13 protein-coding genes and 1 rRNA gene are annotated in these 16422 nt (G+C 37.3%); 8 read left to right on the forward strand and 6 right to left on the reverse strand.

Annotated features, from left to right (window positions below; translation table 11 throughout):
* Window positions 1–34: 34 nt before the first annotated feature.
* The 6 genes from mnmG to rpmH all read right to left on the reverse strand — a co-directional run bounded on the left by mnmG (window position 35) and on the right by rpmH (window position 5989).
* Complete coding sequence (mnmG, locus tag ACE199_RS17445; protein ID WP_375350954.1) at window positions 35–1921, reverse strand: tRNA uridine-5-carboxymethylaminomethyl(34) synthesis enzyme MnmG; 1887 nt, start codon at window positions 1919–1921, stop codon at window positions 35–37.
* 23 nt (window positions 1922–1944) lie between these two features.
* Window positions 1945–3330 (reverse strand): tRNA uridine-5-carboxymethylaminomethyl(34) synthesis GTPase MnmE, encoded by a 1386-nt coding sequence (mnmE, locus tag ACE199_RS17450; RefSeq protein WP_375350955.1) that lies wholly within the window; start codon window positions 3328–3330, stop codon window positions 1945–1947.
* A 517-nt stretch (window positions 3331–3847) separates the two neighbouring features.
* Entirely contained in the window at window positions 3848–4468 is a 621-nt protein-coding gene (gene jag / locus ACE199_RS17455; protein ID WP_375350956.1) for an RNA-binding cell elongation regulator Jag/EloR, read from the reverse strand.
* Entirely contained in the window at window positions 4465–5253 is a 789-nt protein-coding gene (gene spoIIIJ / locus ACE199_RS17460) for a YidC family membrane integrase SpoIIIJ (protein ID WP_252292429.1), read from the reverse strand. Before spoIIIJ ends, jag begins: the two co-directional genes overlap by 4 nt.
* A gap of 163 nt (window positions 5254–5416) precedes the next feature.
* Entirely contained in the window at window positions 5417–5773 is a 357-nt protein-coding gene (gene rnpA / locus ACE199_RS17465) for a ribonuclease P protein component (RefSeq protein WP_127762389.1), read from the reverse strand.
* Between the two features lie 81 nt (window positions 5774–5854).
* Window positions 5855–5989: a 50S ribosomal protein L34 gene (gene rpmH / locus ACE199_RS17470; protein ID WP_019243402.1), complete on the reverse strand. Its 135-nt coding sequence runs from the start codon at window positions 5987–5989 to the stop codon at window positions 5855–5857.
* Between the two features lie 893 nt (window positions 5990–6882).
* Here rpmH and dnaA point away from each other — a divergent pair.
* The 8 genes from dnaA to ACE199_RS17510 form a co-directional block, all read left to right on the forward strand.
* A complete protein-coding gene (gene dnaA, locus ACE199_RS17475) occupies window positions 6883–8226 on the forward strand; it encodes a chromosomal replication initiator protein DnaA (RefSeq protein ID WP_127758585.1) in 1344 nt (447 codons plus the stop codon).
* A 194-nt stretch (window positions 8227–8420) separates the two neighbouring features.
* Window positions 8421–9557, forward strand: coding sequence for a DNA polymerase III subunit beta (dnaN, locus tag ACE199_RS17480; protein WP_375350957.1), 1137 nt, complete (start codon window positions 8421–8423; stop codon window positions 9555–9557).
* A 152-nt stretch (window positions 9558–9709) separates the two neighbouring features.
* Window positions 9710–9922, forward strand: coding sequence for a S4 domain-containing protein YaaA (yaaA, locus tag ACE199_RS17485; protein ID WP_252291789.1), 213 nt, complete (start codon window positions 9710–9712; stop codon window positions 9920–9922).
* Between the two features lie 21 nt (window positions 9923–9943).
* Entirely contained in the window at window positions 9944–11062 is a 1119-nt protein-coding gene (gene recF, locus ACE199_RS17490) for a DNA replication/repair protein RecF (RefSeq protein ID WP_375350958.1), read from the forward strand.
* 12 nt (window positions 11063–11074) lie between these two features.
* Window positions 11075–11326, forward strand: coding sequence for an extracellular matrix regulator RemB (remB, locus tag ACE199_RS17495; RefSeq protein WP_119118341.1), 252 nt, complete (start codon window positions 11075–11077; stop codon window positions 11324–11326).
* Between the two features lie 72 nt (window positions 11327–11398).
* Entirely contained in the window at window positions 11399–13321 is a 1923-nt protein-coding gene (gene gyrB, locus ACE199_RS17500; protein WP_375350960.1) for a DNA topoisomerase (ATP-hydrolyzing) subunit B, read from the forward strand.
* Between the two features lie 91 nt (window positions 13322–13412).
* Window positions 13413–15923 (forward strand): DNA gyrase subunit A, encoded by a 2511-nt coding sequence (gyrA, locus tag ACE199_RS17505; protein ID WP_375350959.1) that lies wholly within the window; start codon window positions 13413–13415, stop codon window positions 15921–15923.
* A 406-nt stretch (window positions 15924–16329) separates the two neighbouring features.
* A 16S ribosomal RNA gene (locus ACE199_RS17510) occupies window positions 16330–16422 on the forward strand; the annotation flags it as partial.

A 16422-nucleotide genomic window follows, 5' to 3' on the forward strand; every position in this document is an offset into this window, starting at 1 on the left:
CGCGCCGCCTTTAATAATATTACTTTTGTTTCGACTATTGTGAAATACGAGCAATTTTACCTTGCTCTAAATACACAAGAAGAATAGAAACATCGGCTGGGTTTACTCCAGAGATACGAGAAGCCTGTGCGACAGAAAGCGGGCGAACTTGCTTCAATTTTTGACGAGCTTCTGTAGCTAAACTACCGATTGCATCATAATCAATATTTTCTGGGATTCTTTTGTTCTCCATTTTCTTCAGACGATCGACTTGTTGCAGGGATTTTGCAATATAGCCCTCATACTTAATTTGAATTTCCACTTGTTCCATTACCTCATCGTCTAGCTCGATTTCGCTCGGTGCTAATTGTTGAATATGCACATAACTCATCTCAGGACGCTTTAATAAATCAGCAGCGCGAATTCCGTCTTTTAACTCTGTCCCGCCGTTCTCTCTAATCACTGATTGAACTTCTTCAGATGGCTTTAAAATAATGGATTGTAATCGTTCTTTCTCCGCTTCAACGGCCGCTTTCTTAGCTAAGAAACGCTCATAACGTTCATTGCTAATCATGCCAATCTTATGGCCAATTTCCGTTAAACGCATATCGGCATTATCATGACGAAGCAGCAAACGATATTCTGCACGAGACGTTAATAAGCGATATGGTTCATTCGTTCCCTTTGTAACAAGGTCATCAATAAGAACACCAATATAAGCATCGGAGCGGCTTAAAATAACTTCTTCTTTACCGATGGCTCTTAATCCGGCATTCATACCAGCCATAAGACCTTGACCTGCAGCTTCCTCATATCCGCTCGTACCATTAATCTGACCAGCTGTGTATAAGTTCTTCACCTTTTTCGTTTCTAATGTTGGCCAAAGTTGAGTTGGAACAATCGCATCATACTCAATCGCATAACCTGCACGCATCATTTCAACGTTTTCTAAACCAGGAATGGAAGCAAGCATTTTACGTTGAACATCTTCTGGTAAACTCGTTGATAAACCCTGTACATAAACTTCCTGTGTATTACGGCCTTCTGGCTCAAGGAAGATTTGGTGACGCGGTTTATCATTAAAACGAACAACTTTATCTTCAATGGATGGGCAGTAACGCGGACCTGTTCCTTTAATCATCCCTGAATACATCGGTGAGCGGTGCAAGTTAGCATCAATAATTTGATGCGTTTCTAGACTCGTATACGTTAACCAGCATGGTAGTTGATCGGTAATATATTTCGTCGTTTCATAAGAAAATGCACGTGGTACATCGTCTCCAGGTTGGATTTCGGTTTTACTATAATCAATCGAAGAACTATTAACCCTTGGCGGTGTACCTGTTTTAAAACGAACTAAGTCGAAGCCCAATTCCTCTAAGTGCTCAGATAATTTAATTGAAGGCTGTTGATTGTTCGGACCGCTCGAGTATTTTAATTCTCCAAGAATAATTTCTCCTCGTAAAAACGTTCCTGTTGTAATCACGACCGTGTTTGCACGATAAATAGCGCCCGTTTGTGTAATAACACCCTTCACGATGTCGTCTTCAACAATAAGCTGCTCAACCATACCTTGTCTTAGTGTCAAATTAGGTTGATTTTCAATCGTCCTTTTCATCTCATGCTGGTATAGAAATTTATCAGCCTGAGCACGCAAAGCACGTACAGCTGGACCTTTCCCCGTATTCAACATTCTCATTTGAATATGCGTCTTATCGATATTGCGTCCCATTTCTCCGCCTAATGCATCGATTTCTCGCACAACAATCCCTTTTGCAGGACCGCCAACGGAAGGATTACAAGGCATAAACGCCACCATATCCAAGTTGATTGTTAGCATTAAAGTTTTCGCACCGACCCGAGCGGCTGCAAGACCGGCTTCGCTGCCCGCATGCCCTGCTCCAACGACAATTACGTCATAACTACCTGCTTCATATTGCATTTAAAAACGTCTCCTCTTAACTTTTATTTTCCTAAACAAAATTGTGAGAACAACTGATTAATTAAATTATCTTGAACACTTTCTCCAATAACTTCACCTAGCAATTCCCATGCTTTTGTAAAATCAATTTGGACTAAATCAATCGGTGTATCCATTTCAATCGCATCAATTGCATCCGTAACAGCCTGTAAAGCTTGCCCTAACAAGGCAATATGACGAGTATTGGATACATACGTTAAATCGCTTGCTTCTAGTGAGCCTTCAAAGAATAAATCAGCAATCGCTTCTTCCAATTCATCAATACCTTGTTCCTCCAATAAGGAAGTTGTGACAACTTTATGCGATCTGGCTAATTCATAAACACGTTCCAAATCAATTTTTTGCGGTAAATCAGTTTTATTCACAATCACGATAACATCCATACCACTAACCGCTTCAAACAGACCTTCATCCTCTGCTGTTAATTCATCTGAATAATTCAACACAAGTAAAATTAAATCTGCTTCTTTTAGAACAGCACGTGACCGTTCGACACCAATACGCTCGACGATATCCTCTGTTTCACGAATGCCAGCTGTATCAACAAGCTTTAAAGGAACACCACGAACATTGACATACTCTTCAATGACATCACGGGTTGTACCAGGTATATCGGTAACAATCGCTTTATTTTCCTGAACTAAACTATTCAATAGTGAAGACTTTCCAACATTCGGACGGCCAATGATAACCGTTGCTAATCCATCACGTAAGATTTTTCCTTGCTGTGATGTTGTTAATAGCTTTTCAATTTCCTGCTTTACATAATTCCCTTTTTCCAAAAATAAACGATGCGTCATTTCCTCCACATCATCATACTCTGGATAATCTATATTAACCTCGACAACAGCGAGTGTTTCTAAAATTTCCTGTCGCAATTTTTGAATGAGTTTTGATAAACGTCCTTCCATCTGTCCTAAAGCAACATTCATCGCCTTATCTGTTTTGGCACGAATTAAGTCCATTACAGCTTCTGCCTGTGAAAGGTCAATACGCCCATTTAAAAAGGCACGCTTCGTAAACTCGCCAGGTTCTGCAAGTCTAGCTCCTTGTGATAAAATGAGCTGTAATACCCGATTCACAGAAACAATGCCTCCATGACAATTGATTTCCACGACATCTTCTCTTGTAAATGTTTTTGGCCCCTTCATAACGGACACCATGACTTCTTCGACGATCTCCCCTGATTTCGGTTCTATTAAATGGCCGTAATGAATCGTATGAGAGTTCACTTGAAGAAGACTTTTTCCGCTTGGACCTCGAAAAATCCCATCAGCTATTTTAATTGCTTCATCCCCACTTATACGAACAATAGCAATTGCTCCTTCGCCAAGCGGCGTTGAAATAGCGGTGATTGTATCAAATTCCATGCTTTCACCTCTTACCTAGAAATCGTTCTATGTGTATTGTTCTATTCTAATAAAATGAAACTTTCGTCAACGGATGGGCCATTTCCCCCACTGATGATTCGTTGAATGAATTAGGCCTTTACGGGCAGTTATTCCCCACTTATCTGTGATTGATTCCTCTCCGTCCCAAAGTGAAAGGCTCATGGCCCGTTCATCTGCAATAAAGTCCCTAAATACCTACAATACCACAGGAAAGAGGTGAAAAAAAGTAGAGACTATTCCCTGCCTTCCGTTATCCACAAGCTTTTAAAGCTATATTCTGTAACGTTTATTTTAACTTATCCACATGTGAATAACAATATAAGAAGATAACAACTAGATTATTGAAGCTGTTAACCTTCTTAATCTTTGAACAAAGACACACATCCTTTGTCAGTCTGCACTAGTCCTTTTTCTTCATCATTCCAAATCTCTTATCGTTTCCTCCCGGCATAAGAAAAAACCCTTCGTCTCATTCCTACGAAGGGTTTTTCTATCTTTATTGGATTGGTGTAATGACTAAGTAGCGATAAGGCTCAGTACCATGAGATGTCGTTTTAATTTTCCGGTCATTCATAAGAGCAGTATGAATCACCTTTCGCTCATATGAAGGCATTGGCTCTAGTGACACGGCCTTCCCTGTTCTAACTGCTTTATCAGCCATTCTCGTTGCTAACAAAATGAGTGTTTCGTTTCGACGTTCTCGATAACCTTCTACATCGACGACAACATTCAAATATTGTTTAGCATGTCGATTCACCACAAGTTGAGTCAAATATTGAAGAGCATTTAATGTTTGACCTCGTTTTCCAATTACTAAAGCAATTTTTTCTCCGGATAGAAGAAATGTAATTGCTTTTCCTTGCCGATGAACCGTTATATCAGCTTGTACCCCCATTTCTTCACTTACTTTTTTCAAAAAGTGAAGAGATTCCTCGATAGGATCCGCTAACAACGTTACATGGACGATAGCTTGTCTAGAACCAAATAAACCGAATAGCCCTCTCTTGCCTTCATCTGCAATTTCAATTTCAACGCGATCTCTTGTGCTGTTAAGCTGAGCTAAAGCTGATTCAACTGCTGCTTCGACAGATTGTCCTGTAGCAGTTATCTTTTTCACTTTTTCTTTGCTCCCCCTGCATTTTCTGCAGCTGCTTTTTTCAACTCTGGGCCTTTAATAAAATAAGTTTGAACAATACCATAGATGTTCCCTACTACCCAATATAACGAAAGAGCCGCTGGGAAATTAAAAGCAAAAATCATAATCATAATTGGCATAATATACAGCATCATTGTCATTTGCGCTTGCATTTGTGGATTTGTATTCATACCAACCATTGACATTTTTTGCTGAATAAATGTCGTAATCCCTGCCACAATTGGCAAAATAAAAAATGGATCTGGTGAACCAAGGTCAAACCAAAGGAAATTGTCATTTGCGATTTGCCCCGTACGACTAATCGCATGATAAACACCAATTAAAATTGGCATTTGAACTAGGATTGGTAAACATCCAGCAAGCGGATTGACATTATACTTTTGAAATAAAGCCATTGTTTCTTGCTGTAATTGTCGTTGCGTAGCCTGATCTTTCGAACTGTATTTCGCTTGAAGTTCTTTCATTTCGGGCTGAATTGCTTGCATTGCTTTTGAGCTTTTTACTTGTTTAATCATAAGTGGAAGAATAGCTGTACGGATAATTAATGTAGCAGCAATTAAACCCCATCCATAACTATGGCCTAAATGTTCAGCGAGCCAAATAATTAACAATGACAGCGGATAAACAATATAGGAATTCCAAAATCCTTCACTTTCTGCGGTAATCGGCTCATTAATTTCTGTACAACCCGCTAGTAGCATCATAATCGAGGCCAATCCAATAATAGGTAATATTCGTTTCTTCAACCGTAACTTCCTCCTGACTACAATCAATCTCTATGAAACAATTTTGAACTGTTTAGACGCAGACTTCAAGTAAAAATTATCCAATTTAGAAATTCATATCTTACCTTAAGAAAGCGCATTCTTCCTAGTGCAGCCTTGTTTCATCTATCTATTCATATATACCCTAGTTGTTTTTCAGTTTAAAAGTTAGTGATTTGGAACGTTTGAGCACATGGATTAAACTGCTCTTTACTTGAAAGAAGTCCATATCTGCGGCTGGTTTACGAGCAATAATGACATAATCCTTTCCGACATCAATTTCATTCTTTAATTCCAAAAACGTTTGTCGTATGTATCTTTTCACTTGATTCCGGACGACTGCATTGCCTACTTTTTTACTGACAGAAAGGCCAATTCGGAAACAATCTTGGTCAGGTTTTTCAAGGACATAAACTACAAATTGACGGTTTGCAAAAGATTCCCCTTTTTTAAACACAAGTTGAAATTCTTTATCCTTCTTTATCCTTAACTTTTTTTTCATTTTCTACACCTTCAATAAACGAATTGGATCCCTAAATGATTGTCTATTTGCGAAAAAAGACCACTGAGACTTTTCAGTGGTCTATGCAGATAATACTTTTCTGCCCTTGCGGCGACGTGCAGCTAATACTTTACGTCCGTTTTTTGTGCTCATGCGGGCACGGAATCCGTGAACTTTACTATGCTTGCGCTTATTCGGTTGATAAGTACGTTTCATTCTCTATGACACCTCCCTGAGGAATAACAGTTAAAGACAGTCCTTATGATTATATAGATGAGGTATAGTAAATGTCAACCTCATCCTTTGAATTTTTCTTTTTACACCTATTTGTCCAGTGAGTCTTTTTAAACGTTCTTCTCCATTGTAAATCATTTTCCTCATAATCGACATAGAAAATTTTGCCCAAATCCTTAAAAAGTATTGGTCGTGGAAATAAATGATTGAAATATGACAGATTAAGAAAAGACATTTGTCGAATACTAAGACAAAATGATGCGTCAATCTTTCAGTGCCTGTCCTAATAATGATTGTGGATAGTTTTTTCGCGTTTCTAACAATATCCACAACTTTTTTCAACACTTTTACACATAATAATACCCTGTGGAAAAGTTTTTCCCACAGTCTGATATAGTTGTGGATAAAGTTTTGAAAACCATTGCACAAAGCCTAAAGTTTTGATATTATATATGTGTTTTCACTCTGAATAACTTTATCAACAGATTAGAGTTATCCACAAAATGTGGATAAAGTGTGGATAGTTTATTCCAACTGTGTATATAATGTTATCCACAACGCGTGGATATTGTAGAAAATCTCCTTTTCTTCCTTATTAATATATACAGCTTAATGCCTGTTGATGAATAAATATACGTATAAATTCTCTTATTCTACATATAGGGTAGACAAAGGTTGTACAACACTATATGTGGTGTTCTGAAGATTAGTTATGGTCGATTGCTATGTCGAAAATTATTTGAAGGACACGGCAATCGATACATTTATTTTGTCCTGCAAACATAAACTGCGATTCCATATATTCGCTCCTTATTTAAAAAAATGAACGATTGAACAAACAGCTTTTCAAATTTAGTAGCAAAGGAGGGGGACACTTGGAAAACATCGATAGTCTTTGGGATCAAACCCTTATAAAAATCCAAAAAAAGATTAGTAAGCCTAGCTTTGAAACATGGTTAAAGGCTACAAAAGCTTATGCCTTGCAAGGAGACACTTTAACTATCACTGCTCCTAATGAATTTGCTCGTGATTGGCTCGAAGAACGTTATTCCAAGCTTATAGCCGGCATTTTATTAGAATTAACAGGGGAAGAACTTGAAGCTAAATTCATCATTCCACCAAACCATGATGAACCGAATGTTGCTCCTTCAACAAAAAAGGTGAAAAAACAAGAAGAAGATCAACATGATTTTTCGCAGCATATGCTTAACACCAAAAATACATTTGATACATTTGTTATTGGCTCTGGGAACCGCTTTGCCCATGCTGCGTCTTTAGCTGTTGCTGAAGCCCCGGCTAAAGCTTATAATCCCTTATTTATTTATGGAGGCGTAGGGCTTGGAAAAACCCATTTAATGCACGCAATAGGCCATTATGTATTAGAGCACAACCCGCAAGCCAAAGTAGTCTATTTATCATCTGAAAAGTTTACAAATGAATTCATTAATTCGATTCGGGACAATAAAGCCGGTGAATTCCGGGATAAATACCGAAGTGTTGATGTGTTATTAATAGATGATATTCAATTTCTAGCTGGAAAAGAATCTACTCAGGAAGAATTCTTCCATACATTTAATGCTCTTCATGAGGAAAGCAAGCAAATTGTAATTTCTAGTGATCGACCTCCTAAGGAAATCCCTACATTGGAAGATCGTTTGCGTTCACGCTTTGAATGGGGCTTAATTACAGACATTACCCCGCCCGATTTAGAAACTAGAATTGCTATTTTAAGAAAAAAAGCAAAAGCAGATGGTCTTGATATTCCAAATGAAGTGATGCTCTATATTGCAAACCAAATTGATTCTAATATTCGTGAACTAGAAGGAGCTTTAATACGTGTTGTTGCGTACTCATCCTTAATTAATAAAGATATTAATGCAGATTTGGCTGCGGAGGCGCTGAAGGATATCATTCCTAGCTCTAAACCAAGGATTATTACGATTCATGAAATCCAAAAAACAGTTGGTGAGCACTACAATGTAAAACTCGAAGATTTCAAGGCAAAAAAACGAACAAAATCTGTAGCATTTCCAAGGCAAATTGCTATGTATCTATCGCGTGAACTGACAGATTCCTCACTCCCTAAGATTGGAGATGAATTTGGAGGGCGAGACCATACAACTGTGATTCATGCTCATGAAAAAATTTCAAAGCTTTTACTCACAGATTCTCAGCTGCAGCATCAAATTAAAGAAATCCAAGATCAATTAAAAGTATAGTGCCCTTGTTTATAGTGTGAATAACTTGAACTCACTTACACACAGTCTGTCCACATGTGGATAGACTGTTTTTCCTTGGCTTTCTTATACTTATCCACATATTCACAGGACCTATTACTATTACTACTATATTTTTAACTAAATTAATTAATAATATATGCAAGTTAGTAAAAAATATGACTGGAGGGGAACTCATGAAATTTATCATTCAACGAGATCGATTAGTTCATAGTGTTCAAGAAGTAATGAAGGCTGTTACGTCTAGAACAACGATTCCGATTTTAACAGGGATTAAAATCAATACGACCACAGAAGGAATTACACTTACAGGAAGTGACTCTGATATTTCTATTCAATCTTTTATTCCAGCGGAGGAAGATGGAAATGAAATTGTCGAAGTACAAACAAGTGGTGATATTGTTTTAAATGCTCGTTTTTTTAGTGAAATTGTGAAAAAGTTACCAATGGATACTGTAGAAATTGAAGTTCAAACAAATTTTCAAACGATTATTCGTTCAGGAAAAGCAGAGTTTAATCTAAATGGTCTAGATCCAGAAGAATATCCACATCTACCTATCATTGAAGAAGCCAATTTATTTAAACTGCCAACGGATCTTTTAAAAACATTAATTCGCCAAACTGTATTTGCAGTGTCCACCTCAGAAACACGCCCAATCTTGACAGGTGTAAACTTGAAGGTTGAAAATGATGAATTAACATGTATTGCTACAGACAGTCATCGTTTGGCCATGAGAACAGCCAACATTGAAAGTAAAATCAATGGTACCTATAGTGTTGTTATTCCAGGAAAAAGCTTGAATGAACTAAGTAAAATTCTTGATGATACGAATGAATTAATCGAGATTGTTATTACTGAAAATCAAGTTCTGTTTAAAGCGAAAAATTTATTATTCTTCTCTAGATTGCTAGAGGGAAATTATCCGGATACATCTCGACTTATTCCGACAGATAGTAAAACAGATGTGATTGTTAAAACGAAAGAACTCCTACAAGCGATTGATCGAGCATCTTTATTGGCGAAGGAAAACCGCAATAATGTAGTCAAATTACTGACACATGACGGAGGAGTTATTGAAGTGTCGTCTAATACACCCGAAGTTGGTAAAGTTGTAGAGGAAGTTGTTGCTGAAGCCATTGAAGGAGAAGAATTAAAAATCTCTTTTAGTGCAAAATTTGTTATGGATGCATTAAAAGCATTAGAAGGTACAGATATTAAAATTAGTTTTACAGGAGCGATGCGTCCATTCGTTATTTGTCCACTTCATGATGATCGAATGCTGCAATTAATTCTTCCGGTTAGAACCTATTAAGGGGATATGCGGAAAAATAAAGACTTGATATTCAAGTCTTTATTTTTTTGTATGGCTCATGCAAAAAGTTCTGCTAGTCAAAATTTTGTCTTATTAACAGATATTTAGTAAAATAAAGTATTAGAAATTATTTTGAAATGAGTGAAAAATGGATGACAGACATACAAATCAGTACGGATTATATTACACTGGGACAGTTTTTGAAGCTTGCCGATGTGATTCAAAGCGGCGGTATGGCGAAATGGTTCTTAAGTGAACATGAAGTATTTATTAATAATGAGCTTGATGTACGGAGAGGAAGAAAGTTAAGAGTGGGTGACAAAATCGAGATTCCCGAATTCGGTAGCTTTACGATTATCGGCTAACGCCGAAAGGAAGAGCAGATTATGTATATTGAAAATATTCATTTGAAAAATTACCGAAATTATGAGGAAGTTGAGCTTTCCTTTGAAAACAAAGTAAATGTCATTCTAGGGGAAAATGCTCAAGGGAAAACGAATGTCATGGAATCAATCTTTGTTTTAGCAATGGCAAAATCCCACCGAACTTCAAATGACAAAGAACTCATTCGCTGGGACAAAGAATATGCTAAAATAGAAGGTAGAGTTAAAAAGCGGAATACATCCTTACCACTTGAATTAACCATTGCCAAAAAAGGAAAAAAAGCAAAAGTTAATCATATTGAGCAACAAAAGCTTAGCCAATATGTAGGCAGCATGAATGTGGTTATGTTTGCACCAGAAGATCTTCATTTAGTAAAGGGGAGTCCGCAAGTTCGACGTCGTTTTATTGATATGGAGATTGGTCAAATATCTCCTGTTTATCTTCATGATATGAGTCAATACCATAAAATTGTGCAACAACGAAACCACTATTTAAAACTGTTGCAAACAAAAAAACAAAGTGATACAACGATGCTTGACGTTTTAACAGAACAGTTTATTCAACATGCAGCGAAAATTGTCGAAAAAAGATATCAGTTTTTAGCTGTTTTACAAGAATGGGCAAAACCAATTCATTCTGGCATATCACGAAACTTAGAAGAATTGAAAATACAATATAAACCATCTCTTCATGTATTAGAAACTATGGATTTGTCGAAAATAATAGAAGTGTTTCAAGAAACATGTGATCGAATAAAAACAAAAGAAATAGACCGTGGAGTTACATTAGTTGGTCCTCATCGTGATGATCTTATTTTTTACGTCAATAACCGTGATGTGCAAACATTTGGTTCACAAGGTCAACAACGCACAACGGCTCTATCTTTAAAATTAGCAGAAATAGAACTCATTCATGCAGAAATAGGCGAATATCCAATTTTGCTTTTGGATGACGTTTTATCAGAGCTGGATGACTACCGACAATCTCATTTATTAAATACAATTCAAGGAAAAGTTCAAACATTTGTTACAACAACTTCTGTTGAAGGAATCGATCATCAAACGTTAAAAGACGCATCCACCTTTTTTGTGAAACAAGGAACGATTACAAAGGTAAAGTAAAGAGGTGAACTTATGTATCTTCATATCGGTGAAGACATTCTTGTAAAGACAGATGAAATTGTGACGATTTTAGATAAAAAGCTGCTCGAATCTTCCCCTATACTTGCAGAGTTTCTACAGCAAAAGGCAGATGTCACATTGCATTTAGCGAAGAATTCCATAAAGTCCATTGTTGTAACAACTAAGCATGTATATTACTCACCTCTTGCTTCGATGACTTTAAAAAAACGTTCGCAGCAACATTCAATTGTAGTAGATGAATAAGTAGACGGATTGCTTCTTAAGTTTGAAAAATGTTAAATGTGAATAGAAAAGTGTAGGTGATTTGAGATGACAATGGAACAAAGTGAACTACAACCTCAAGAATACGGTGCAGATCAAATACAAGTATTAGAAGGCTTAGAAGCTGTACGTAAACGCCCAGGGATGTATATCGGAAGTACGTCTTCAAAAGGTTTACACCACCTTGTTTGGGAAATCGTCGATAATAGTATCGATGAAGCACTAGCGGGTTTTTGTACAGAAATCCAAGTGAAAATTGAAGAAGATAATAGTATTACAGTCGTCGATAATGGACGCGGGATTCCCGTTGATACACAAGAAAAAATGGGGCGTCCTGCTGTAGAAGTTATTTTAACTGTCCTTCATGCTGGAGGTAAATTTGGCGGCGGAGGGTATAAAGTATCTGGTGGATTGCATGGAGTAGGTGCTTCCGTTGTAAATGCCCTCTCTACATTATTGGAAGTATTTGTTCATCGAGATGGAAATATTTATTACCAGCAATATAAGCAAGGTGTTCCACAAGCTGATTTAAAAATTATCGGTGAGACAGATCGTACAGGAACGACTATTCACTTCGTACCAGATGGCGAAATCTTTAAAGAAACGTTGGAATATGAGTATGACACGCTAGCGACAAGAATTCGAGAGCTTGCCTTCTTAAATAAAGGGTTAAAGCTCACTATTGAAGATAAACGCGGTGAAGGGAAGTCTAATGAGTACCATTATGAAGGCGGAATTAAATCGTATGTAGAGCATTTAAATCGTTCAAAAGAAGTACTTCATACAGAACCAATTTTCATGGAGGGCGAAAGGGACGGTATTTCCGTGGAAATAGCTCTTCAATACAATGAAAGCTATATTAGTAATGTATTTTCCTTTGCTAATAATATTCATACGTATGAAGGGGGAACTCATGAATCAGGCTTCAAAGCGGGGTTAACTCGTGTCATTAATGACTATGCACGTAAAAATGGTTTAATCAAAGAATCCGATGCTAACTTATCAGGTGAAGATGTCCGTGAAGGATTAACAGCTATTGTTTCCATTAAACACCCTGACCCACAATTTGAAGGGCAAACGAAAACGAAACTAGGTAATTCTGAAGTACGATCTGTAGCAGATTCTATTCTATCTGAAAAGCTTGATTCCTTTATGTATGAAAATCCAGCTGTAGCTAGGAAAATCGTAGATAAAGGCTTGATGGCTGCACGTGCCCGCCTTGCAGCGAAAAAGGCTCGTGAAATGACGAGAAGAAAAAATGCCTTAGAAGTTTCAAGTTTGCCTGGGAAATTGGCAGACTGTTCATCAAAAGATCCTTCCATTAGTGAATTATATATCGTAGAAGGAAACTCAGCGGGCGGATCTGCAAAACAGGGGCGTGATCGCCATTTCCAAGCTATTCTGCCTCTAAGAGGAAAAATTCTAAACGTAGAAAAGGCTCGTTTAGATCGAATTCTTTCCAATGCTGAGATCGGTACGATTATTACCGCACTTGGGACAGGTATTGGTGATGAGTTTAATATTGAAAAAGCAAGATACCATAAGATTGTTATTATGACGGATGCCGATGTCGATGGTGCTCATATTCGTACTCTTATGCTAACCTTTTTCTACAGATATATGAGAAAAATTATTGAATACGGCTATATTTATATTGCTCAACCGCCATTGTATAAAATTCAACAAGGTAAAAAAGTAGAATATGCTTATAATGACCGTCAGCTTGAGGAAATTATAGCGAGCTTACCAAGTACACCTAAACCTAATTTACAGCGTTATAAAGGGCTTGGTGAAATGAATCCAGAGCAGCTATGGGAAACGACGATGAACCCTGATACACGTACGCTATTACAAGTAAGTTTAAAAGATGCAATTGAAGCGGATGAAACTTTTGAAATGTTAATGGGGGATAAAGTAGAGCCGCGTCGTAACTTTATTGAGGAAAATGCCATTTACGTTAAAAATTTAGATATTTGATTGGACAACAGGATGATGGATTCATCCTGTTGTTTATATGACATCTCATTGATGAAATGAGGTTAGAAGCTTTATATAGGAGGTTGGCTCCATGTCAGAACAAGAAAGATCCAATGTTAAAGAAATTAATATTAGTACCGAAATGCGGACTTCGTTTTTAGATTATGCGATGAGTGTTATTGTGTCACGAGCCCTACCTGATGTCAGAGATGGACTGAAACCGGTTCATCGGAGAATTTTGTATGCAATGAATGACCTTGGAATTACGGCAGATAAACCTTATAAGAAATCTGCCCGTATTGTTGGGGATGTTATTGGTAAATATCATCCGCATGGTGATTCAGCTGTATATGAAACAATGGTACGTATGGCTCAGCCATTTAATTACAGGCATATGCTTGTAGACGGCCATGGGAATTTCGGTTCTGTTGACGGCGACCAGGCAGCGGCCATGCGTTATACAGAAGCGAGAATGTCTAAAATTTCAATGGAACTCGTACGGGATTTGAATAAAGATACTATTGATTATCAGGACAACTATGATGGTTCTGAAAGAGAACCATCTGTTATGCCGGCACGTTTTCCTAATTTATTGGTAAACGGTTCATCAGGAATTGCCGTGGGAATGGCTACAAATATTCCCCCGCATCAATTAGGAGAAGTCATTGATGGTGTTCTTGCTTTAAGTAAAAATCCTGACATTACAATTCAAGAGTTAATGGAGTATATTCCAGGTCCAGATTTCCCAACAGCCGGTTATATTTTAGGGCGTAGTGGAATTAGAAAGGCCTATGAGACAGGCAGAGGTTCCATTGTCCAGCGGGCAAAAGTAGATATTGAAGTGAAACCTAATGGGAAACAAATGATTCTTGTGACTGAAATTCCGTATCAAGTAAATAAAGCGAGACTAATCGAAAAAATTGCTGATCTTGCTCGTGAGAAGAGAATTGAAGGGATTACAGACTTAAGGGATGAATCGGACCGAAATGGTATGCGTATCGTCATGGAAGTTCGGAAAGATGTAAATACCAGTGTTTTATTAAATAATTTATATAAACATACATCTATGCAAACGACATTCGGTATTAACCTTCTAGCTCTTGTAGATGGCCAGCCGAAAGTATTGAATTTAAAACAATGCTTATATTATTACTTAGAACATCAAAAAGTGGTTATTCGTCGTCGCACAGAGTTTGAACTGCGGAAAGCGGAAGCTCGTGCTCATATTTTAGCGGGATTGCGAATTGCTCTCGATCACTTAGATGAAGTTATTGCTTTAATCCGTAGTTCGAAGACTACTGATATTGCACGTGAAGGTTTGATGGAGAAGTTTTCACTTTCCGAAAAACAAGCGCAAGCGATTTTAGATATGCGTCTCCAACGTTTAACTGGTTTAGAACGTGAAAAAATTGAAGAAGAATATCAAGCGATTATGGCCCTTATTGCAGAATTAAAAGCGATTTTAGCTGATGAAGAAAAAGTGCTGGAAATTATTCGTGAAGAGCTTCTTGAAATTAAAGAGCGTTTTAATGATACAAGACGTACAGAAATTTTACTAAGCGGCTTTGAGAGTTTAGAGGATGAAGACTTAATTCCGGAAGAAACCATTATTGTTACGTTAACGCACAATGGCTATATTAAACGTTTACCTGCTTCAACATATCGCAGTCAAAAACGGGGTGGCCGTGGTATTCAAGGAATGGGGACAAATGAAGATGACTTTGTAGAGCATCTTTTAACAACCTCAACACACGATACGCTGTTGTTCTTCACAAATAAAGGGAAAGTATACCGAGCTAAAGGCTATGAAATCCCAGAGTACGGAAGAACAGCGAAAGGTTTACCTTTGATCAACCTAATAGAGGTCGAGAAAGGGGAAACGGTTAATGCGATTATCCCAGTGAAGGAATTTGTGGATGATTGGTTCCTATTCTTTACAACAAAACATGGAATATCAAAACGAACTCCTCTATCTTCTTTTGCTCATATTCGTAATAATGGATTAATTGCATTAGGTTTACGAGAAGATGATGAGTTAATTTCTGTTCGTATGACAGATGGTAACAAACAAATTATCATTGGAACAAAAACAGGAATGATGATTCGTTTCCCAGAAAGCGATGTTCGTACGATGGGAAGAACAGCAGCAGGAGTTAAAGGAATTTCTTTACGTGCTGAAGATGAAGTCGTCGGTATGGAAATATTAGAAGAGCAAGAGGAAATCTTAATTGTTACGAAAAATGGATATGGAAAACGAACAGCTGAAGAAGAATATCGAATTCAGAGTCGTGGCGGTATAGGAATTAAAACGTGTAACGTTACTGAGAAAAATGGTGAGCTTGTCTCTATTAAAACAGTAGTGCCTGGAGCGGAAGAAGATTTAATGCTTATTACGGCAGCGGGTGTTCTAATTCGAATGGCTGTTGAAGATATTTCAAAAACAGGTCGCAGCACACAAGGTGTAAAACTTATTCGTCTTGAAGAAGCAGAAAATGAATATGTATCTACCGTTGCGATTGTTGAACGTGAAGATGACAAAGAAGATGATGATGAAGAGAATTCTTCTGAAATTATGACAGAAGAATTTGACGGAGAAGAGTGATAGAAAAGCCAGGCATAAAGCCTTGGCTTTTTTAATTAGTTCTTCTATATGAAGTTCAGTTCATTATAAATTTCACATGATAATAAAAACGGTAAGAGTAAATGATGTTTCACGTGTAACATGATTTTTTTAAATTAATCTATTGAATTTAATGGTATATAATGTAAAATGATAGTTTTTAAAAAAAGAGCTTGCAATTGCTCATAATACTAGTTATACTTATTTAAGTCGACAGGGAAATAGAAAAAGTTGTTGACATTATAGTTTTTAAGTGTTATGATATTGAAGTTGTTTCTTCGGAATTAATAAATATTGCTCTTTGAAAACTGAACAAAACAAAGCGCCAACGTTAATTTTTAAAGTGAGCACACACTATTAAAAAAGTGCAACATGAGCAAGTCAAATTCTATCGGAGAGTTTGATCCTGGCTCAGGACGAACGCTGGCGGCGTGCCTAATACATGCAAGTCGAGCGAATCAATGGGAGCTTGCTCCCTGAG

It is taken from the genome of Peribacillus sp. Hz7 (genome assembly GCF_042136355.1).
Taxonomy (GTDB): Bacteria; Bacillota; Bacilli; order Bacillales; family DSM-1321; genus Peribacillus; species Peribacillus asahii_A.

What these genes read in the sequence shown, in the direction of transcription:
- dnaN (WP_375350957.1), top strand. Translation starts at nt 8,421, where the DNA reads ATGAAATTTATCATTCAACGAGATCGATTAGTTCATAGTGTTCAAGAA.
- mnmG (WP_375350954.1), bottom strand. Translation starts at nt 1,921, where the DNA reads ATGCAATATGAAGCAGGTAGTTATGACGTAATTGTCGTTGGAGCAGGG.
- gyrB (WP_375350960.1), top strand. Translation starts at nt 11,399, where the DNA reads ATGGAACAAAGTGAACTACAACCTCAAGAATACGGTGCAGATCAAATA.
- remB (WP_119118341.1), top strand. Translation starts at nt 11,075, where the DNA reads ATGTATCTTCATATCGGTGAAGACATTCTTGTAAAGACAGATGAAATT.
- rpmH (WP_019243402.1), bottom strand. Translation starts at nt 5,989, where the DNA reads ATGAAACGTACTTATCAACCGAATAAGCGCAAGCATAGTAAAGTTCAC.
- recF (WP_375350958.1), top strand. Translation starts at nt 9,944, where the DNA reads ATGTATATTGAAAATATTCATTTGAAAAATTACCGAAATTATGAGGAA.
- mnmE (WP_375350955.1), bottom strand. Translation starts at nt 3,330, where the DNA reads ATGGAATTTGATACAATCACCGCTATTTCAACGCCGCTTGGCGAAGGA.
- gyrA (WP_375350959.1), top strand. Translation starts at nt 13,413, where the DNA reads ATGTCAGAACAAGAAAGATCCAATGTTAAAGAAATTAATATTAGTACC.
- yaaA (WP_252291789.1), top strand. Translation starts at nt 9,710, where the DNA reads ATGACAGACATACAAATCAGTACGGATTATATTACACTGGGACAGTTT.
- rnpA (WP_127762389.1), bottom strand. Translation starts at nt 5,773, where the DNA reads ATGAAAAAAAAGTTAAGGATAAAGAAGGATAAAGAATTTCAACTTGTG.